Source organism: Sphingomonas sp. SP6 (assembly GCF_058313435.1).
Map to the genome: position 1 here is coordinate 416,894 of NZ_JBZFLG010000002.1, position 19,269 is coordinate 436,162.

At 68.6% G+C, this 19,269-nt stretch carries 15 protein-coding genes; 5 read left to right on the forward strand and 10 right to left on the reverse strand.

Annotation, left to right across the window (positions count from 1 at the left end; translation table 11 throughout):
• The first annotated feature begins 75 nt into the window (after nucleotides 1–75).
• The 5 genes from AC4GYY_RS07725 to queA all read left to right on the forward strand — a co-directional run bounded on the left by AC4GYY_RS07725 (nucleotide 76) and on the right by queA (nucleotide 3,568).
• The gene (locus tag AC4GYY_RS07725) at nucleotides 76–321 is read left to right on the forward strand and encodes an exodeoxyribonuclease VII small subunit (protein WP_491119688.1); all 246 of its coding nucleotides are present in this window, start codon (nucleotides 76–78) and stop codon (nucleotides 319–321) included.
• 5 nt (nucleotides 322–326) lie between these two features.
• Entirely contained in the window at nucleotides 327–1,235 is a 909-nt protein-coding gene (locus tag AC4GYY_RS07730) for a polyprenyl synthetase family protein (protein WP_491119689.1), read from the forward strand.
• Between the two features lie 8 nt (nucleotides 1,236–1,243).
• Nucleotides 1,244–1,747, forward strand: coding sequence for a pantetheine-phosphate adenylyltransferase (gene coaD, locus AC4GYY_RS07735; protein WP_491119690.1), 504 nt, complete (start codon nucleotides 1,244–1,246; stop codon nucleotides 1,745–1,747).
• 85 nt (nucleotides 1,748–1,832) lie between these two features.
• Nucleotides 1,833–2,546, forward strand: a complete 714-nt coding sequence (locus AC4GYY_RS07740) for a peptidylprolyl isomerase (RefSeq protein ID WP_491119691.1) — start codon at nucleotides 1,833–1,835, stop codon at nucleotides 2,544–2,546.
• Nucleotides 2,543–3,568 (forward strand): tRNA preQ1(34) S-adenosylmethionine ribosyltransferase-isomerase QueA, encoded by a 1,026-nt coding sequence (gene queA, locus AC4GYY_RS07745; protein ID WP_491119692.1) that lies wholly within the window; start codon nucleotides 2,543–2,545, stop codon nucleotides 3,566–3,568. Before AC4GYY_RS07740 ends, queA begins: the two co-directional genes overlap by 4 nt.
• Before the next feature lie 133 nt (nucleotides 3,569–3,701).
• Here queA and AC4GYY_RS07750 read toward each other — a convergent pair whose 3' ends face one another.
• The 10 genes from AC4GYY_RS07750 to AC4GYY_RS07795 form a co-directional block, all read right to left on the reverse strand.
• Nucleotides 3,702–4,088, reverse strand: coding sequence for a response regulator (locus AC4GYY_RS07750; protein ID WP_491119693.1), 387 nt, complete (start codon nucleotides 4,086–4,088; stop codon nucleotides 3,702–3,704).
• 52 nt (nucleotides 4,089–4,140) lie between these two features.
• Nucleotides 4,141–6,522: a tetratricopeptide repeat-containing sensor histidine kinase gene (locus tag AC4GYY_RS07755; RefSeq protein WP_491119694.1), complete on the reverse strand. Its 2,382-nt coding sequence runs from the start codon at nucleotides 6,520–6,522 to the stop codon at nucleotides 4,141–4,143.
• 67 nt (nucleotides 6,523–6,589) lie between these two features.
• A complete protein-coding gene (locus tag AC4GYY_RS07760) occupies nucleotides 6,590–9,577 on the reverse strand; it encodes a S8 family peptidase (RefSeq protein WP_491119695.1) in 2,988 nt (995 codons plus the stop codon).
• A gap of 93 nt (nucleotides 9,578–9,670) precedes the next feature.
• Entirely contained in the window at nucleotides 9,671–10,927 is a 1,257-nt protein-coding gene (locus tag AC4GYY_RS07765) for an EAL domain-containing protein (protein ID WP_491119696.1), read from the reverse strand.
• A 220-nt stretch (nucleotides 10,928–11,147) separates the two neighbouring features.
• Nucleotides 11,148–11,789, reverse strand: a complete 642-nt coding sequence (locus AC4GYY_RS07770) for an NAD-dependent epimerase/dehydratase family protein (protein ID WP_491119697.1) — start codon at nucleotides 11,787–11,789, stop codon at nucleotides 11,148–11,150.
• Nucleotides 11,790–11,817: 28 nt separating this feature from the next.
• Nucleotides 11,818–13,245 carry a M20/M25/M40 family metallo-hydrolase gene (locus AC4GYY_RS07775; protein WP_491119698.1) on the reverse strand — a complete coding sequence of 476 codons (1,428 nt, stop codon included), beginning with the start codon at nucleotides 13,243–13,245 and terminating at the stop codon, nucleotides 11,818–11,820.
• A gap of 99 nt (nucleotides 13,246–13,344) precedes the next feature.
• On the reverse strand, nucleotides 13,345–15,948 hold the full coding sequence (locus AC4GYY_RS07780) for a PAS domain-containing protein (protein ID WP_491119699.1): 2,604 nt from the start codon (nucleotides 15,946–15,948) through the stop codon (nucleotides 13,345–13,347).
• A gap of 93 nt (nucleotides 15,949–16,041) precedes the next feature.
• Nucleotides 16,042–16,296 (reverse strand): helix-turn-helix domain-containing protein, encoded by a 255-nt coding sequence (locus tag AC4GYY_RS07785; protein ID WP_491119700.1) that lies wholly within the window; start codon nucleotides 16,294–16,296, stop codon nucleotides 16,042–16,044.
• Nucleotides 16,297–16,379: 83 nt separating this feature from the next.
• Entirely contained in the window at nucleotides 16,380–17,510 is a 1,131-nt protein-coding gene (locus tag AC4GYY_RS07790) for a hypothetical protein (RefSeq protein WP_491119701.1), read from the reverse strand.
• 24 nt (nucleotides 17,511–17,534) lie between these two features.
• On the reverse strand, nucleotides 17,535–19,265 hold the full coding sequence (locus tag AC4GYY_RS07795; protein WP_491119702.1) for a hypothetical protein: 1,731 nt from the start codon (nucleotides 19,263–19,265) through the stop codon (nucleotides 17,535–17,537).
• Between the last annotated feature and the right edge of the window lie 4 nt (nucleotides 19,266–19,269).

Sequence of the window (19,269 nt, forward strand, 5' to 3'; positions counted from 1 at the left end):
GGGCGGAAACGCGATGTCACATCCGGTCGCCGCCCCGCCTTGCCGCCGCCGCGGCGCGCGGGCATACGGACTTGCATGGATCAGGATAAGCCCGTCGGCGAGCTGTCGTTCGAGGCCGCGCTCAGGGAATTGGAAGCGATCGTGTCCCGCCTCGAATCGGGCGAGGAGACGCTGGAGGAGTCGATCAGCCTCTACGAGCGCGGCGATGCGTTGCGAGCGCGCTGCGCCGAGCGGCTCGACGCCGCGCAGGCGCGGATCGAGGCGATCCGGGTCGATGCGGACGGGCGCGCCGCGGGCGTCAAGCCGTTCGCCGTCGGGTGAGCACGATGCCGATCACGCGCGAGGACAGCAGCCTGCTTCAGGACGCGATGGCGGAGGTCGCCGCCGATATCGACCGCCGCTTCGACGCGCTGCTCGCCGTGCCGGACGACGCGCGCGCCGATCTCTACAAGGCGATGCGTCACGCCGCGATCGACGGCGGCAAGCGGCTGCGCCCGCTCCTGGTCCATGCGACGGGGCGGCTGTTCGCGGTCGACCGCGACTGTTCGGGCCGGGTCGGCACCGCGATCGAGGCGATCCACGTCTACAGCCTCATCCACGACGACCTGCCGGCGATGGACAATGACGACCTGCGCCGTGGCCGCCCGACGGTCCACAAGGTGTGGGACGAGGCGACCGCGGTGCTGGCGGGGGATAGCCTCCACGCGCTCGCGTTCGAGATCCTGGGGCACGAGGACACGCATCCCGACCCGTTCGTCCGCGCCGAACTGGTGCTCGATCTCGCCCGCGCCGCCGGTCCGGCCGGGATGGCGGGGGGGCAGATGATGGACATCGTCGCCGAGACGACCAGCTTCGATCTGCCCACCATCACGCGGCTCCAGGCGCTCAAGACCGGCGCGCTGATCGCCGCTTCGGTGGAGGCGGGCGCGATCCTCGGGCGCGTCCCACCCGAGGGGCGCACCGGTCTGCGCGGCTACGCGCGCGACCTGGGCCTCGCCTTCCAGATCGTCGACGACCTGCTCGACGTCGAGGGCGACGAGGCGCTGATGGGCAAGAAGCTGAGGAAGGACGAAGGCCAGGGCAAGGAGACCTTCGTCTCGCTGCTCGGCGTCGAGCAGGCGCGGACGCGCTGCGGGATGCTGGTCGACCAGGCGATCGCGCACCTCCACGCCTATGGCGCCGAAGCCGACCTGCTCCGGGAGATCGCGCGCTTCGTCCTGCAACGCGACCATTGAGGGCCGGCATGAAGCACCGCATCGGCGTCTATCCCGGCACCTTCGATCCCATCACGCTGGGCCATGTCTCGATCATCCGCCGCGGCGCGAAGCTGGTCGACCAACTGGTGATCGGGGTGACCACCAACGCCTCCAAATCGCCGATGTTCTCGCTCGACGAGCGGATGGCGACGGTCGAGCGCGAGGTCGCCCGGATCGAGGGCGACATCCGCGTCGTCACGTTCAATTCGCTGCTGATGGATTTCGCCGAAGCGCAGGGCGCGTCGATCATCGTCCGCGGGCTGCGCGCGGTCGCCGACTTCGAGTACGAATATCAGATGGCGGGGATGAACCAGCAGCTCAACGCGCGGGTCGAGACCGTCTTCCTGATGGCCGACGTCGCGCTGCAACCGATCGCCTCCAAGCTGGTCAAGGAGATCGCGGTCTACGGCGGCGACATCGCCAAGTTCGTGACCCCGGATGTGAAGGACGAGGTGATGGCCAAGGTCGCCGCGCTCGGGCCGCGCACGTAAGCGCGCGGCGGCAAGCGTTCACGTTGGCGCAAGCGGCGGTTTCGTCTAAGCGGGCGCGTCTCTTGTCCTGCCGGTGATTGTCTCGATGCGTCTGCCCGCCGTTCTCGCCCTTCTCTTCGCGTTCGCCGCGCCGGCCGCGGCGCAGCCCGCCCCGCCGGCGCCGCCGCCCGCCAGCGCGGCGGCGCCGACGCGCGTCGCCGCGGTGCCCCCCGCCGTGACCGCGGAGAACACCTGGCTGCTCGACCTCTCCGACGGCGGGCGCGTCACCATCCAGTTGCGCCCCGACGCCGCGCCGCTGATGGTGGAGCGGGTCAAGGCGCTGACCCGCCAGCATTTCTACGACGGGCTGGTGTTCCACCGCGTGATCGACGGCTTCATGGCGCAGGGCGGCGATCCCAAGGGCGACGGGACCGGCGGCTCGACGCTGCCCGACATCAAGGCCGAGTTCAACTCGCTGCCGCACGTCCGCGGCGCGGTGGCGGCGGCGCGCGCCGACAAGCCCGACAGCGCCAACAGCCAGTTCTACATCGTCTTCCAGCCGCGCTTCGCGCTCGACCAGAAGTACACCGTATTCGGCCGCGTGCTCGACGGTATGCCGTACGTCGACGCGATCGAGCGGGGCGAGCCGCCGGCAAACCCGACGCGGGTGCTCCATGCCTATCTGGCGAGCGACAATCCCCCGCCGTACCAGGCCGCGCCCGCGGCGCCGCCGCCCGCGCCGGTGACGTTGCCGGGGACGGTGTCGCGCAAGCCGCCGACGGTGCCGTCCAAGCCGCAGGGATCGTCGACGAAGCGGTGAACGTCGACCTCTTCGACTTCGACCTGCCGCCCGAGCGGATCGCGCTCCGCCCCGCCGCCCCCCGCGACAGCGCGCGGCTGCTGGTCGTGGCAGGGGGTGCGATGCGGGACCGGCGTGTCTCCGACCTGCCCGACGAGCTCCGCGCGGGCGATCTGCTGGTGTTCAACGACACGCGCGTGATCCCGGCGCAGCTCGAGGCTGTGCGCGGAGACGCCAGGATCGGCGCGACGCTCCATAAGCGCGAGGGGCCGCGGCGCTGGCGCGCATTCGTCCGCAACGGCCGCCGGCTGCGCGAGGGGGACGCGATCGACTTCGGCGCGGGCGTGTCGGCGACCGCGCGCGACCGCGCGGAGGACGGCAGCTGGGCGCTCGAGTTCGCCGGCGACGCGCCGGTCGAACTGCTGCTCGACCGCGCCGGCCGGATGCCGCTGCCGCCCTATATCGCCGGCAAGCGCCCAACCGACGCGCGCGACGCGGACGACTATCAGACGATGTTCGCGGCAAAACCGGGCGCCGTCGCCGCGCCGACCGCGGCGCTCCACTTCACGCCGGCGCTGATGGCGGCGCTGGCGATCCGCGGGGTCGAGCATGTCACGCTCACGCTCCACGTCGGCGCGGGGACGTTCCTGCCGGTCAAGGCGGAGGACACGCGCGACCACGCGATGCACGCCGAATGGGGCCGGATCGACGCGGATGCCGCCGACCGGATCAATGCCGTGCGTGCGGCGGGCGGCCGGATCATCGCCTGCGGCACGACCTCGCTACGGCTGCTGGAGAGCGCGGCGGGTGAGGACGGGATGGTCCGCGCGTTCGAGGGCGACACGTCGATCTTCATCACCCCGGGCTATCGCTTTCGCGCGATCGGCGGGCTGCTGACCAACTTCCACCTGCCAAGGTCAACGCTGTTCATGCTGGTCTCGGCGCTGATGGGGCTCGACCGGATGCAGGCCGCGTACGCGCATGCCATTGAGAATGGCTATAGGTTCTACTCCTACGGAGATGCTTCGCTGCTCATCCCGTGAGGGGGTCCTGGTGTGGTGCGAGGAGGGTCACGGACAGGGCTGACAGCGGCCGACATCCGCGCGAAGGACGAGGGCCGATCCGGTCACTTGCCGGTGGCGCGACGCTGAGGCACGGCTCTGCCGCGGCCGAGGTTCAGAACGGCAGCGCACCCTCGTTCTTGGCGAGCATCCGACCGAGCACCTCGATCAGGGCGCCCATCGCCACGGGCTTCTGGATGACCTCGTCCGCGCCCGAGGCGAAACAGCGCTCCTTGAGATCGATCGCGGTATCGGCGGTGACGACCACCACCGGCACCATATTCTTGGCGTCGGCCCGGTTCCGGAGGTGCTGGATCGCGCTCAGCCCGTCCATCCCGGGCATGCGGATGTCCATCAACACGACCGAGTAATCGTTCTCGTCGATCATCCGGAGTCCGGTCTCGGCGTCCGGCGCTTCGGACATGTCCGCGCCGACGACGCTTAGCATGTCGCGTACCACCCGGCGGTTCATCGGATCGTCTTCGACGAAGAGAATTTGCATCACGCGGCCTTCGCTGTTCCCGCCAAGGTAGGCGTTTGAGGTTATGCAGCTGTTAAGCTGCGCGACTCAGCTCTCGGGCCTCGGCGAGGGCGGCGAGGAGGGTCGCCCCGTCCACCGGCTTGGCGACAAGCCGTGCGGCTTGAAAGCCACCGGTCGTCCATGCCTCCGTCCGAGGATGGAGCATGATGGTCGGGACACCGTGCGCGGTCGCGTGGTCGACCAGCGCAGCGGCTCTCGACGGATCGTCCGCGCACGCGGATTCGCCGTCGAACAACAATCTGCCCCAGGGCTGCGCCTTGATGAGAGCGCGCGCCTCCACCTCGCTCGAGGTCGCGACGACCGCGCCGAACTTCGCGGAAAGCAGCGTCCGCAGCATGCTCTGCCGCAACAGATTGGGCTCGAGGAGCAGCAGCCGTTCGGTCGCGGGGAGGTCCGCCACATCGTCCGACGCGGCCAGTTCGAGCGGCAGGTCGAGCGTGAATGTCGAGCCGACCCCCGGCGCGCTGTCGACGGCGATCGTTCCCCCCATCGCCGTCACCAGCCGCCGGCAGATGGCGAGACCGAGGCCGGTGCCCCCGAACTCGCGAGTCGTGGCCGCGTCGACCTGCCGGAACGTCTCGAAGATCGTCTCGTGATGGTCGGGCGCGATGCCGATCCCGGTATCGACCACATCGATCAGCAACCGGTCGTCCGCCGCGCGGGCCGTAATCTCGACGTATCCAAGGCGCGTGAACTTGACGGCGTTCGAGACGAGATTGCCCAGCACCTGGCGCAACCGCGGACCGTCGGCGACGATCCGCATCGGCGCATCGGCGTCGTCGAGGCGCAACGCGATCCCCTTGGACTCGGCCTCCGCCCGCCAAAGCTCCGCAACCCCTTTGAGGATCGCGCGGAGATCGGTTGCCGCCGGGTTCAGCGTCACAGCCTCGCGCTCCATCTTGGCGACGTCGAGGATGTCGTCGACGATCGCCTTCATCGCCTCGCCCGCGGTCTGCACCACCGCGACCTGGGTCTTGGTTTCGGGGTCGACGTTCGGGCGGGCGAGCAGCACCTGGGTCATCCCCAGGATGCCGTTGAGCGGCGTCCTGATCTCGTGGCTCGTCATCGCCAGGAATTCGGACTTGGCCGCGAGCGCGTCGCCAAGCCGCTCGTTGGTGACGGTGAGGTCGGCATTGGCGGCGCGCACCTGATTGCGGCTCCGTCGGATCGAGAGAAAGGCGGCGACCACGAGCGCGAGGACGATTGCGCCTGCACCGAGCAGACCGCCGAGCAGGATCGTGCGGAACCGGGACTGCTGCCGCTCGATCTGGATGTCGCGGGTCAGTTGCCCCTGCTTGAGCTGAGCGATCCGCAGGTTCTGACTCGTGAAGTCGAACCTTGCCGACACGAGTTGCGCGCTGGTGGACGCGATCAGGGCGCGGGCCTCGTTGTCGAGCCGGTGAAACGCGCGCAGATGGGCGAGCGCCAGCGTCTGATCGCCCGTCGCCTCGAAGACATCGGCGGCAAGCTGGTGGAATTCCCTAAACGGCATGGGCGTGGCGCGCAGGTCCGCTCCGGCGAACACCTGGTTCAGCAGGCTCGCCGCCTCGATCTTGTTCCCTTGCGCCGCGGCGATCTTGGCTCGGACCCCGAGGACGAACGGCGCCTCGCCCGAAGCGTGCAGCGCGCCGGCACGCGCGATCACCGCGGTGGCCTCGCCCGGTCTGCCCGCATCGACCAGCGTCGCGGCGAGATTGGTCAGGATGCGAGCCTCGAGCTGGGGGCTGCCCACCTTCCGCGCGTCCTGCACGGCGCTCCGATACTCCGCGATCGCTTCGGAGAACCGCTTGGTCTCGCGGTAGACCTGCGCGCGATTGTTGTGCGTGGTCAGAAGAAGATAGGGATCCGCCGAGAACACCTCGGCCGAGCGCGCATAGTAGCGCAGCACCTGCTGATAGTCGCCCGCGTCGAGGTAGATCGCCCCGATGTCCTGAAGCGCGATCGCCTGGCTTCGCGTTTCGCCGGCATGGACGTAGATGCGATAGGCGGCCTGGAAGTCCGCCAGCGCCTCCTGGACCTGGCCGCTGATGGCGGCGATCGCGCCGCGCGAGCGCATCAGGTCGCCAGCGAGCTTACTTGCGGCTGCCTCGCGCTGGACGGTGGCGAGCGCCGCCTCGATCAGCGGCTTGGCGCGCTCCGGCGCGTTGATCCCGATCAGCGCCTCTCCTTCGAGCCACTGAGCGGTCGCCTGCGCGATGTCCGCGCGCGGGCCTGGCGGCAGCGCCTGCGCGAGCGCGCGCGACTGCCGCGCCGTCCTGAGCGCGGCCTGAGGGTCGCCCATCATCGCCGCCTTCGTGGCGGTGACGCTCCGGTCGAACGCAGCAAACGGCGCATCGTCGGCGAGCGCGGGCGCGGACGCCAGTCCCACAGCGATCAGCAGAAGTCCGAACCGCATCCATCCTCCCCGAAGGCACGTCACGTCCAGGGTAGGTCGACAGGGTTAACGGTTTCCTCCCAACACCTTAGAAAGGCAGTCGAAACGCCGCGCCGGCGGTGAGCGGCGCAAGGTCCGGATCGCCGCCGGTGGCCAGGTTCGCCCGGCCGAACAAGCTGACCTGAGCCTTTCCGCCCATGACGTCGCGGCCATACGCCATCTCCGCCACGTACCGGCGTCGCAGCGACGCGACCGGCACGTTCTGGGTGACCATCCCGATCTCGCCGGTGTCGCGGTCGATCACACCGACGGTCGTCACGTCCACGCGACCATGCTCGACGTGCATCGGCTGGGCGAAGGTCACGCGGACCCGGTCGGCACGGTCGAACAGGTTCTGCTTGCCGAGGCCCAGCTGGAACGCACTGCTGAGCAGGCCGCCGCCGGCGATTGCGTAGGCGGCGCGCGTGGGATCGCCCGCGCGGGTCCGGCCCATCGTCGCGCTGCCGGACAGGGTCAGCGTCGGCGAGAGCGCCAAATCCGCGCCGAACGTCGCCGCGTCGGTGGTCGAGCCACCCGGCAGATCGCCGTCATCGCGCGATTGCATCCCGAGCACCGCGCTCTCCTCGTGCAGCATGGTGTAGGTGATGGAGGTCGACAGACGGTCCGAAGCGTCGAACCGGACGCCCATCGTCGCGGCCTGGGCCGTGTAGGCGTCGTATCCGCCGAATGCGAAACGCATCTGCGGGGACGCACCGTAGAGATTGCGTTGCAGCGTGCGCTGGGTCACCGCCGTCGAGACGGAGAGGCGCGGGGCGACCGCCATTTCGAACCGGGCGAAGGCGCCACCAGAGGCCAGGCCCAGGAAGGGGTTCGCGCCGCCTGTGTTCACGTCGTAGTCCGACTGCGCGGCGAAGCCGGCCTGACCGCCGACCGCCGCGGCCTGATCGCCGTTGCCCATCTGGAAGCCGACGCGGCCGTCCGGCGAGGCGATCCGAAGCACGCTCTGGAACGGCACGTCGGTCGGGACGAAGCCCAGCCGCTGCGCGCGCGGCGCCATGGTGAGCGAGGCGGTCGCGTCGCCGAACCCGGTCACCCCGGTCGTGGTCGCCGACGCGGACGAGAAGCCGAGCGTCGGCACCGATCCCGCAAACTTGGTAGGCGGCCCGAGCCAGTTGGTGAAGCCCGACACGAGATAGGTCATGAACTGTTCGGCCGACCCTTGCACCGGCACGGTCTGGTTCGCGAGCTTGCTCGACATCGGCACCTCGAAGTCGCGCTGCGACTCGCCGGTCTTCTCGAACAGCGCGAAATAGACGCTGAGCGGCTCCCACGTCGCCCGCTGCGCGGCGGTCGTGGCGCGCAGGTCCTTGATCGAGATGTCCTTGATCTTGCCGTCGACGACCTGCTTGTAAGTCAGCTTGTTGTAGTCGAGCGGCGACAGCGCTGCCTGGACGTCCAGCTGGCCGTTGCCGTAGATCGGATCGACGCCGGGCGCGCCGAGGTCCTTCGCCGACTTGAAGATGATGTTGACCACATCCTTCGGGTGGGTCGACAGCCAAGGCCAGCGGTCCTCGATCAGCGCGATGGCGCCGGTGACCAGCGGCGCGGCGAACGAGGTCCCCGACATTCGCGTCACGCCGCCTTGCCCGTCCGAGACGAGGATCATTTCGCCCGGCGCGACGATGAAGCGGTCCATCAGCCGCATGCCGGGAGAACATTTCGTCCCGTCGAGCATGCACGCGGTGCCCGGCTGATTCGAGAATGTGGAGATCACGCCATTGGGGTCGACCGATCCGACCAAGATGATCTCGGGGTTGTCCTTGGCCCAGGTGACGCTCTTGGTCTGCGCTTCGCCGTCGTTGCCCGCCGCCATCACGAACACCGTCTTCTGCGCGACCTTGCGCACGTCCTTGTCGGAGAGCACGGTGTTCCAGTCGGGATTGAGCGTCCAGTGCGGCACACCCAGCGACATGTTGACGACACTGACGCCCGCCAGCGAGAGTTCGACGATGCCGTTGCGGATGTCCGCCCAACCTGCGGTCTCGGTCTCGTCGAACGGATTGTAGGCGTAGACCGACGCCTGCGGAGCGATCCCCATCACGCCCTTGCCGTCATGCGCCGCGACCATCAGGCTCGCGACCGCCGTCCCGTGGCCGTTCGCCACTTCGGAGATGCCGTCGTAGGAGACGACGTTCCGCGAATCGTCGCCCGTCACCTTGAAGTCGATCAGGCCGATCTTGGCGTCCTTTCCGTTCCCGAGGGTCTGGGTGAGCGAGGGCGACCAGTTCACCTGCTTCATCCAATAATCGACATGGTCGGCGCCGCTGAAGTTCATCAGCCCGTCGTACCAATCGATGAAGAAGTGCTCGCGCGCACTCTGGTCCAGCGCGGCGAGGCTGTTCGGATTGGCAAGGTCGATCCCGTACTTCGCGAGCAGCTTGTCGCCGAAGCCCGCCATGAACGATTGTCCGGTCTGCGCCTGGACGGCGGCCCCCCAGAAGTCGCTGCTCTGCTGGATCATCGTGCCGAGCTGGCCGGCGAGCTGATCGTAGGAACCCGGCGGAGCATCGGCCGGCGGGATCGTGTCCCAGAACGTGCGGATATTGCCCCAGCTCGCCCCGAGATCGCCGTTGAAGGTGCGGATGTTCCCCCACAGCGGCGAGAGGCCGTTCGGGTCGTCCTCGTTGAAGGTCCGGATATTGCCCCAAAAGGCATTCAGGTCGCCCTCGAACGGGCTGACGTCGCCCCAGAAGGTGCGGATATTGCCCCAGAACGGGCTGACGTCACCCCAGAAGGTGCGAATGTTGCCCCACAATGGCGTGGTCAGCCCGGATCGCGACTTGAGGATGCGGTCGGGGTTGAGCGGCGCCGGCTTCTTGCCGCCGCCTTCCTTCGGCGGCTTGGGCGGCTTCGGGGTCGGTGCGGCGAGATGAGCCGGGTCGACGCGCGTATCGGCGGCGGCCGGCAGAGCGGACCGGTAGGGCGCGATCTGCGCTTTCGCCGGCAGCGCGGCGGCGAACGGCAAAGTCATGCTCAGCGCCAGGCGGCGGCGACGATTTCGATCCCGGGTCTTCATGGCATTCCCCTTGGACGCCCTGTTTCGTCCTTAAACCATGCTGCCTAGTGACAGGCGGTAAGGACTTCCGGAAAGGACTTGCTCAACAAGTGCTTACCGGGCGGCCCGCAGTGCGAAGTTCGCCGGCGCCGCCGCCCCGTTCAGGCGCTCGATCGCGTCAGGCTTGGTGAGGAACGCGGCGAGATCGGCAAGCGGCAGCGCCGGTGCGATCAGGAATCCCTGGGCGATGTCGCAGCCCATGACGCGCAGGAGCGCAAGGGTCATCGCATCGTCCACGCCTTCCGCGGTCACCTCCATCTCGAGCGCATGCGCGAGATCGATCGACGAGCGGACCAGCAGTGGATCGCGGTGACTGTTGACCAGTCCCGTGACGAAGAGCCGGTCGATCTTGAGCTCCTGTGCCGGGAGCTGTTTCAGATAGGCGAGCGAGGACAAGCCCGAGCCATAATCATCGATCGCGATATGGAAGCCGGCCGCTGAGCAGCGGCTCAGGTTGGCGAGCGCCGCCTTCGGCTCCGTGATCACGGCGGTTTCCGTGATCTCGAGACCGATCGACGAGGTGTCGCCGGTCACGGCGCAAAGGCGATCGAAGAAGGCCGGTTCGGTCAGCAGCACGCCAGAGATGTTCACGTCGACCCGAACGTCGATCGACGCGCGGGCAAGCGACGTCTGATCGGCGACCGCGCGCCGCAGCACCCAATCCGTGATGTCGCCGATCAGGCCCGTCCGCTCGGCCAGCGCGATCACGTAGCCGATGTCGAGCGGCTCGGGCCGGCCCGGCCAGCGGAGCAACGCTTCGACGGAGGTCACGCGATTCGACTTGAGATCAAGCTTGGGCTGGTAGCGCAACTCAAGGCCGCCCTGCTCCACCGCCCGGGCGAAATCCCCCATCAGAGCGGCATCGGCGTGGTGGCGACGCGGATCGGTATCCTCGAACCATCGACTGGTACGGTGATCCGCGCGCGCCGCCTCCAGCGCGGCGGCGGCCTGATCGAGCAGTTCTTCCTCGCTCTCGCTCGCCCGGCGCCGTGCGGCGCCCATCCGGATCACCGGATCCAGCGGCGTGCCGTTCACGTCGATACGCCGCGAGAGGACGGTCCGAAGCGCCGTCAGCTTGCCGTCGATATCGTCCTTGTGTTGGCTCGGGATCGCGATCTCGACCGTCGTTCGGCCGACCCGCCCGATCGAACACGATGGCAGCTCCGCTTCGACCTGGCGGCGAAGCGCGGACATGACGGCGTCGGCGGCCGACGTGCCGATCATCTGCCGGTAGCTGGCGAAGCGCTCCACCTCGACGATCACGATCGTCAAGCTGTCGCTGCCGCCGAAGCCGTCCCGAATACCCGCCACCTTCCCCGCCAACGCTATGGTCAGCCTTTGTCTCTAACGCTTGATGACCTACGAAAAGGCTAATGCGGTTCGTGGTTTGCCCCGCGCCCAAGCCTGGTCGACCGTCGTCACGGCCATGCCGCGTCCGGACCGACCTTTGCGTGGTGAAGACGGTGTCGGTCGCACCGGATCTAACCCCGGTTCCGGTCGCACGGTCGGCTCTCGACCCCGTCCGCTTCACCTACGCCGAGAGGATCGCGCGGTTGTGGTGCGCTTGCGCACCCGGATTGAGATTTCCCACGAGGCGCGCGATGGCGCTCGCCACGGCCGGGGCCGGAACGGCGGCATATCGGTCCATCGATCCCCGAAGGAGCGGATTGAGGAGAGGTGCCAGCATCTGCGCGAACCGCTCCGCCGGTCGGCGCTCCTCGCGCGGGCCGAGGATCAGTCCGGGCCGGATCAGGTCCAGCCGCGGGAACCCGAGCTCTCGGACCGCGGCCTCGACCTCACCCTTCACGCTCAGGTAGAGGCCGCGTCCGCCCGCCCCGACCGAGGTCAGCAGGATGAACTGCTGCGCGCCGCGTCCCTTCGCCAGGCGTGCGAGCGCGAGGACATAGTCGCGATCCACTCGGCGGAACGCCTGCGGAGAGCCCGCCTTGCGGATGGTGGTGCCGAGGCAGGAGATGCCGACGTCGAAGGGTTCGTCGCTCCCCACGTCACCCAATTCGGCCAGCGCCTCGAAATCGGTGGTCCGTTCGTACGGCCGCGGCCGGACGCCGCGCACGAGGCTGACGAGAGTGACATCGCTGCGGGCGAGAAGCATTTCGGTCACCAATCGGCCCACCAGCCCCGTGCCGCCCGCCAGGAGTACCCGGATCGTCACGCGCCGCATCCCGAGGCGGCGATCCTGCTCATCGGCCTGCCAACTCCTGGACGAGGATACGCCAGTGCGCGACATTGTCGTCGAGCGCTGCGACCGGCAGACGCTCGTCCTTGCCGTGGGCGCGCAGATCGACCGGAACGCGCACCCACTCTCCGCCGACGCCGTAGACGGGGACGCCCGCCACCCGGAACGGGCGCGCGTCGGACGCGCCGGTCGACATTTCCGGATAGACCGGCATCCCCGGATGAAGCGCCGTCACCGCCTTCGTGTAAGCGGCGGTCACGTCGGCGCGGAGCGGGGAGGCGAGCGAGGCCTGGTTCGCGTCGAGACGGGTCACCGAGACCGCCGGATCGACGACCACTCGCTGGAGTTCGTCCCGGATCGCATCAGGCTCGACACCGGGCAGGATCCGGCAGTTGATCGTGGCCGTCGCCAGTTGGGGCAGCGCATTGTTGGCGTGGCCGCCGGACAGGCGGGTCGCGACGCATCGGGTGCGGGTCAGGCCGACGTACTTCTCGTCGCCCTCGACCGCGTCCGCCGCGGCGTTGTCGCTCGGGTTCGCCAGCCAGCGGCGGATCGCGTCCCGGGTCGCGCCGGACTCCTGCCGGGCGACCGCGGTGAAATAGGCGCGCGAGGTTTCGTTGAACTGCTGAGGGAAGCGATGCGCTTCCACCCGGTCCAGCGCATGTGCGAGCTGGTAGATCGCATTGTCGGCGCGCGGCTTGGAGGAATGACCGCCACGGTTGGTGACGCTCAGCTGGTAATCCGCATAGGTCTTCTCGGCGGTCTGGAGCGTCGCGCCGAGCGGCGTGTCGGTTGCGGTGAACCCGATCCCGCCCCCGTCGGCGTTCAGGCCGAGCGCGGGATTGCCGAGCATCGGCAGCCACTCCGTCGCACCCTTGCGCGCGCCGAGGCCGTTGGTCTCCTCGTCGCCGGTGAAGAACACGACGATGTCGCGCTTGGGCCGCCAGCCGCTCGCGCGCAGATCGATCAGCGCCTGGGCGATGCCGACGAGACCGGCCTTCATGTCGGTCGTGCCGCGACCATAATAATAGCCGTCGCGGACGGTGAGCTTGAACGGATCGGTCGTCGAATCCTCGCGCTTGGCCTCGACGACGTCCATGTGCCCCATCAGCATGATCGGGCGAGCCGCCGGCGAGCCGGCCGCGCGCCAGCGCACCACCAAAGCGGCGGTTGTATCGGTCTGGGACCCGTCCTTGGCCTGCGTCTGGTACGGCAGCACCCGGACGTCGGCCGGGGGAAAGCCGGCCGCCTTGAACGCCGCGGCGAGGTAGCCCGCCATCTCGGGCACCTTGCCGCGGCCGATCACCGTCGGCGTGTCGATCAGCCGTTCGAACATGGCAAGGGTCGCCTCGTGCCGGGCCGGACTGACCGGCTCGGACAACGCGGGCGACGCGAGGGAGAGTGCGGTAACGAACAGGACGGATCGACGCATCGTTAGCTCCACCAAGGGACGCCATGTGCTAGTCGCCGCAGCCTTCCGCGACAATCGCCGCAGCGCCGGCGCGCGCGGGCGACATCCCCTCGCGGAGTGTCAGCCGCGGCGCTCCGTCACTTTGTGGAGCACTCTGGCGAGTTCATCGATCGAATAGGGCTTGTGGAGCAACTCGAATCCGTGGGTCCCGCCCTCCGCCAGGACGCTGCTGTAGCCGCTTGTCAGAATGACCGGCAGGTCCGGGTAGAGCCGCCTGACGTTCTGACCAAGCTCCACGCCGCCCATGCCCGGCATGACCACGTCCGAGAAGACCACGTCGTAATGCGCGTCCGGAGCAGCCAGCTTGTGAAGCGCCGTGGCCCCGTCGCTTGCGAGAACGGCCTCGTAGCCCATCTCCGTCAATGCTTCCGTCGCGAAGCTGCCGACCTCGGGATTGTCCTCCACGACGAGGATGCATGCGCCCCTCGCCAGCGACGGAGCGGGAAGATCCGGTGCCCTCGCCGCGTCTGCCTGGCCGTCGGCTGCAGGCAGATACATCACGAAGGTGGCGCCGCGACCCTCCTCGCTCTCCACCACGATCTCACCACCCGACTGCTTGGTGAAGCCGAACACCTGACTGAGCCCGAGGCCGGTTCCCTGGCCGACGTCCTTCGTCGTGAAGAACGGCTCGAAGATTTGCTCGATCTGAGCGGACGCGATGCCGATGCCAGTATCGCGCACGGCGATCGTCACGAAGCTGCCCTTGACCGGCGGATGCGATCGGACGGCGGGCATGCCGTCGGCGACCGCGACCGTCATCGTCAATTTGCCCTCGCCAGACATGGCGTCGCGGGCGTTCACCGCCATGTTGACGAGCGCGGTATCGAACTGGCTGCGATCGGCGTTCACGACGCACGGATGGTCGGGTACGTCGACGACGATCTCGACCCGTGATCCCACCAGCGTCCGGATCATGGGCTCGATCGCCTGCACGCTTGCGGCCGCATCGAACGTCTCGGGCTTGAGAGCCTGGCGACGGGCAAACGCGAGAAGCTGGCTGGTCAGACGGGAGGCGCGGTCGGCGGTGTCCGCGATCGCGTCGATGTATCGGCGGCGTCGCTCCTCGGACACGTCGCCGCGGCGCAGGAGATCCACCGAGCCGCGGATCACGGTGAGCAGGTTGTTGAAGTCGTGCGCCAGACCGCCGGTGAGCTGTCCCACCGCCTCCATCTTCTGCGATTGGCGCAGCGACTCCTCGGCGGTCATCAGCTCCGCGGTCCGATCGGCGACCTGCTGTTCGAGGGAGGCGGCGAGGTCGGCCAGCTCGCGCTCGACCCGGCGGCGTTCGGTCGCGGCGCGGGTCCGCTCGGCGACCTCGCGCAGGAAGTCCATGTCCTCCGGCGCCCACGTGCGCGGCGCGTCGTGGTTGACGAAGAGCAGCGCGACGGTCGCGCCCTGCTCGACCAGCGGCATGTTGATGAACGAGCGCGCCGAGATCGCCTCCAGCGCCGCCGCGGTCGCCGCCGTGCGGGGGTCCGTTCGCGCATCCTCGACGACCGCCGCCTCGCCGCGCTTGATATCGTCGATGTACGAGCCGTAGTCCCGAAACGCCAGCGTACCGGCGATCGTGTTGACGCCCGGGGCGTTCCAGTCACGCTCGATCGTGATCGTTTCGGCCTGCCGATCAACGATTCCGTAACCCGCGCGGCTGACATCGAGCGTCCGCCCGATCACCTCGGCCGCGACGTAGGAGATGTCGGCGGTGTCATCGAGGTCGCGGAGCGTGTCGGCGAGCTCGGCGAGCGCGAGCCGGCGTCGTTCCGCACGTTTCACCGCGGTGATGTCGAGCGAGACGCCTGCAAGCCGCAGCGGCTGACCCTCGGCGTCGAAGAAGGATTGTCCGCGCGTCGCGAGCCAACGCACCGCCCCGTCGGGCGTTCGGATGCGGTATTCGACTTCGTAGTCGACGCCTTCGCTGATCGTCCGCTCGAGCAGCTCGCGGGTACGCTCGCGATCGTCCTCGACGATCGCGTTTAGCCGATCCTCGAAGGTGAACGGTGCCTCGGGAGGGCGGCCGAACAGCGCCTTGCACTGGTCCGACGAGGTCAGCGTCCGAGTCTGAAGATCGAGGCTCCAGGTCCCGAACCGACCGGCCTTGAGGGCGAAATCCAGCTCACGCTCACGCTCCTGCTGGACGCGCAGGCGTGTCGTGAGTTCGGCGAGAAGCGCGGCATTGTCGCTCTCGAGGCCGGCCATGCGCTCGCGTTCGATCGTGACGTCGACCTGGCTCGCGAAGAAATAGGCGAGCTGCCCATCCGCATCATAGACGGGCGCCATCAGCAGCCGGTTCCAGAACGGCTCGCCGTTCTTGCGGTGGTTGCGGATGTCGATCTCGAGGGGTTCGACCCGTTCCACCGCGTCGTGGATCCGGCGCACGGTGGCCGGATCGGTTTGCGCGCCCTGGAGGAAGCGGCAGTTGCGGCCCACGATCTCGTCGCGACGGTAGCCGGTGAGCCGGCAGAACGAATCGTTGGCGAACACCACCGGATTGTCGGGCAACCGCGGATTGGTGATGATCATCGGCATGCGCGTCGCGTGCACCGCCGCGACGAACGGATCGGTGTGGCGGTCGAGGCCGACGATCTCGGTCGCGATGCGCTGCTCGTCCGCGCGCGCCTGATCCGATCCCTCTCGCTCGCGGACGGTCTGCTCGGTCTGGTCCATGCAGCGCCGTTAACCTGCTGACCTCGATCGCGAAAGTGGAAGGTGTGATCGACCGCCCGGCCGGCACGAGCGAATCAGCGAACGACCGCGCGGCTAGGCCCGTTCGTCACCATCCTCTGGACGGGTCCAGAGCGGGACGCCGGCAGAGGCGCGCAGCAGCAGGCAAAGCTCCATGCGCCGGGTGATGCCGAGCTTGGTGAAGACGCGGCGGAGATGCGCCGATACGGTCCAGGGGCTGATCTCCAGCTCCAGCGCGATCTCCTTGTTCGACAAGCCGCGCGAGACCAGTTCCGCCACCTGATGCTCACGCTCGGAGAGCAGGTCGTCGGCCGGGTTGACCGGCAGCATTTCAGGTGGCGCTGTCGCACCCAACCAGAAGCGTCGCTGAGGAACAATCGACGAAATGGGTGGCCCTCCCCGCATTACTCGCCTCAAACAGCTCGCGCTGCTGGCGTGAACGCGACCACATTGTCGTTCCGTCTGCCGGGAACCTTGCGCAGCCCGATCGACTCGGCACTGGTCAACCAATCCTCGCACGCATCCACGATGGCTTCAAGCAATGCCTCGAAATCGGTTCGGACCTGGGTGAGCAGATAGTCTTGGGCGAGCCAGCGCAGGATCGCACGGCCGGCGCCGGCCATGCGGCTGCGCTGCGAGCTGAGCGGGATCTCGTGCATGTAGCGCTTGATGACCTCCTCCAGGACGTCCCAGGCATTGTCGGCGCCGAACAGATTGATCACGTCAGAGGAGCCCAGGATGTCGAACGCCTCCTGGAGGAGCACCGACACCTCGGCGCGGAGCACCGCGACGTTGCCGTAGGAAACCTGCTTCAGGTTGTGACGAAGATCCAGGCCGGAGCGGCGCACCACCGCCATCGACCCGAACGTCTCGCGCCCGCCATCCGGTCGCAGCACTTCCGACACTCGCTTGTCCTCGAAGAAGCGCGAGACGTGCTGACAGAAGTTGCTGAGCAGAGTGTGGAAGGCGGTGTTCGCCTCCGCGCCGGACGGGGGCGCTTCGTCGGTATAGCCGAACACCTTGCGGTACACCGATCGCCGCTCGCGCTGCGTGTAGCGGAGCACCCGCTTGCGGTCGAACTGGTAGAGCGCCATCGCGCCGGGCCCGTCCGAGAGCCGGATCTCGCCGGACTGAAACAGCTGCTGGAGCTTCAAGATCGCGCGGAACACGCCGGCGCGCTCGTGCTGGTAAATGTAGTAGAGGTCGCCGACCGCGACGAGCCGCTCTCGATTGATTTGGTTGTCGTATGTCGGCACCAGCCCTTGCGGCGGCGCCTCGCCGACGACGGTCGCGACATGGTCGCCAAGCCCGATCAACGAGGCGACGCCGCGGTCGTCGGCGGGCATGCCGGGAGTGCGCGCGACCGGCCCGATCAGCAGATTTTCGACCTCGTCGATGTAGCGGTTGATGATGTCCGCCTGCTGCGGGTGGGCGAGCAGATCGTCGCGGGCGTTCTCGATGATCACCGCGCGCGCCTGTTGAAGGCGCGCGATCAGGTCGTTGACGTCGCCGGCGTTCGGGGGAGTGCTGGTGGGATCGGCCATGTCATCGGTCCTCGTCAGAAAGGGTCAGGCGGCGCTCGAGATGTCGTCCGGGGCGTCGATCAATTGGCGTACCCGCTCGCGCGCTTCGGCGATCAGGGTGGCGAGTTCCTTCACTTGCCGGCGCGCGCCGACCAGGCGGAGAAGCGCGGGGCCGGTCGTCTCGTGATCAAGCTTGGCCGCCATGTCGGCGAGACCGTCGAGCTCGAACCCGAGCACGCGCAGTTCGTCTCGCCGCAGCGTGGCGGCGAGGTCGTCGCCGCTCGCGAAGGAGGCGGACAGGTCCGACGCCCAACGCGCGAACTGACCGACCGAGACCTCGTGCCCGGTGCCGCCGAAATAGGCGACTTCCTGCTCGTCCGGGCTGCTGCCGAGGGTCGCCAGCTCGGCCTGGAGCGCGTTTGCGCTGGCGCCGAGAAGCGTCAGCATCTGCTCGATCTGGGCGGCCTCGCGGCCGGTATCGCGCGCTTCGACGTCGAACACGACGGCACCGATCTGCTCCAGCACCTCGAACAGCGCCTCGACGCGGGTTGCGATCTCCTGGCCGGCGACGGGCGACATCGCCTCGCCGCGGCGCAGGCGCGGGCGGATCCGGCGCAGCTCGACCAGCGGATCTTGCGATGCGGCAGCGTGGCGCAGTCCGGTCTCGCGTAGCACCTGCCCGCCCTCGAGCCAGTCGGCGACGGTGAGCAGCAGGCGGCGGAAGCGGCCCTGCGCCTGTTGCTCGGTCGGGCCGAGCGGCGCCGCCATCAGCGTCACCAGCTCATCCAGCAACGCCTTGATGCGATCGCGCAGTTGCTCGGCGTTGAACGACGTGAGCCGCGGCTGATAGGGCAGCATCTGCGGCAGTTCGTCGACGAGCCGCAGGACGAGTTCGGCGCGGAAGCGCAGCGTCTCCGCCTGGCAGAGCCCGAGCCCGCGCAGGCCCGGCAGAGTCGACGCGGAGTCGTGCTGGGTCGGCACGGAGGCGAGCCGGTCGACCCGGTAGTAGCTGCGGACGCCCTCTTGGTCGCGTGAGGCGAAATTGCGCCGAAGCGAGTCGATGAGCAGCTCGCGCGCCTCCCGTTCGCGGCCCGCATGACCAAGGGCGCTGCCGTCGTGCGGAAGGCCGAGCGCATCGAGCGTCTGGCGCAAGCGCGCGCCGACGGCGGCCTCACGGGGGCTTGACGCGGGAGCCGCGGCACGACCCGCGCTGAGCGTGCTCAGCATGTCGTAAAGGAACTCGGGCTGGATCGGATCGACCGCCGCGGCCGTTCCCGCGCCGACGTTGGCCTGGTCAGGTGCGGTCTTGGACATGGGCGTGCTCCTGTCTGGAAAGGCTTGGGTCAGGTCGATCGCGAGCTGGCCGATGCGGTCGACGAGCTGCTGGCCGTGGTCGGCGTGCTGCTCGACCTCGGTCATCAGGGCGGCGCCCGGCCGCTCACCGGCCTCGCCGCGCTCGGCCCCGATGTCCTCGCACGTCGCCACCGACCAGACCCGCTCGCGAAGATGTTGGGCGAGCGCGAGCAGGTCGCCGATCGCGTCCCCGGGGCTCTCGACCGGCAACGCTTCGCGCAACGCGACGACACGTGCCCGGGCCTGCTCGGCACCCTCGCGCAGCGACAATGCCCATTGCCGCTCGGCCAGCTCGGCGTCGCGCTTGCGCAGCTTGCCAAGGAGCTTCGTCAGCGAATCGAGATGGTCGTGCGCTGCGTTGACCTGCTCGGCCAGCAGCACGTTGGCGGATGGATCGGGAGGGTTTTCGACCTGAACGGGCATGGCG

Coding starts and splice junctions, on each gene's coding strand:
- AC4GYY_RS07725 (WP_491119688.1), top strand. CDS start 76: ATGGATCAGGATAAGCCCGTCGGCGAGCTGTCGTTCGAGGCCGCGCTC.
- AC4GYY_RS07730 (WP_491119689.1), top strand. CDS start 327: ATGCCGATCACGCGCGAGGACAGCAGCCTGCTTCAGGACGCGATGGCG.
- coaD (WP_491119690.1), top strand. CDS start 1,244: ATGAAGCACCGCATCGGCGTCTATCCCGGCACCTTCGATCCCATCACG.
- AC4GYY_RS07740 (WP_491119691.1), top strand. CDS start 1,833: ATGCGTCTGCCCGCCGTTCTCGCCCTTCTCTTCGCGTTCGCCGCGCCG.
- AC4GYY_RS07750 (WP_491119693.1), bottom strand. CDS start 4,088: ATGCAAATTCTCTTCGTCGAAGACGATCCGATGAACCGCCGGGTGGTA.
- AC4GYY_RS07755 (WP_491119694.1), bottom strand. CDS start 6,522: ATGCGGTTCGGACTTCTGCTGATCGCTGTGGGACTGGCGTCCGCGCCC.
- AC4GYY_RS07760 (WP_491119695.1), bottom strand. CDS start 9,577: ATGAAGACCCGGGATCGAAATCGTCGCCGCCGCCTGGCGCTGAGCATG.
- AC4GYY_RS07775 (WP_491119698.1), bottom strand. CDS start 13,245: ATGCGTCGATCCGTCCTGTTCGTTACCGCACTCTCCCTCGCGTCGCCC.
- AC4GYY_RS07780 (WP_491119699.1), bottom strand. CDS start 15,948: ATGGACCAGACCGAGCAGACCGTCCGCGAGCGAGAGGGATCGGATCAG.
- AC4GYY_RS07785 (WP_491119700.1), bottom strand. CDS start 16,296: ATGCTGCCGGTCAACCCGGCCGACGACCTGCTCTCCGAGCGTGAGCAT.
- AC4GYY_RS07790 (WP_491119701.1), bottom strand. CDS start 17,510: ATGGCCGATCCCACCAGCACTCCCCCGAACGCCGGCGACGTCAACGAC.
- AC4GYY_RS07795 (WP_491119702.1), bottom strand. CDS start 19,265: ATGCCCGTTCAGGTCGAAAACCCTCCCGATCCATCCGCCAACGTGCTG.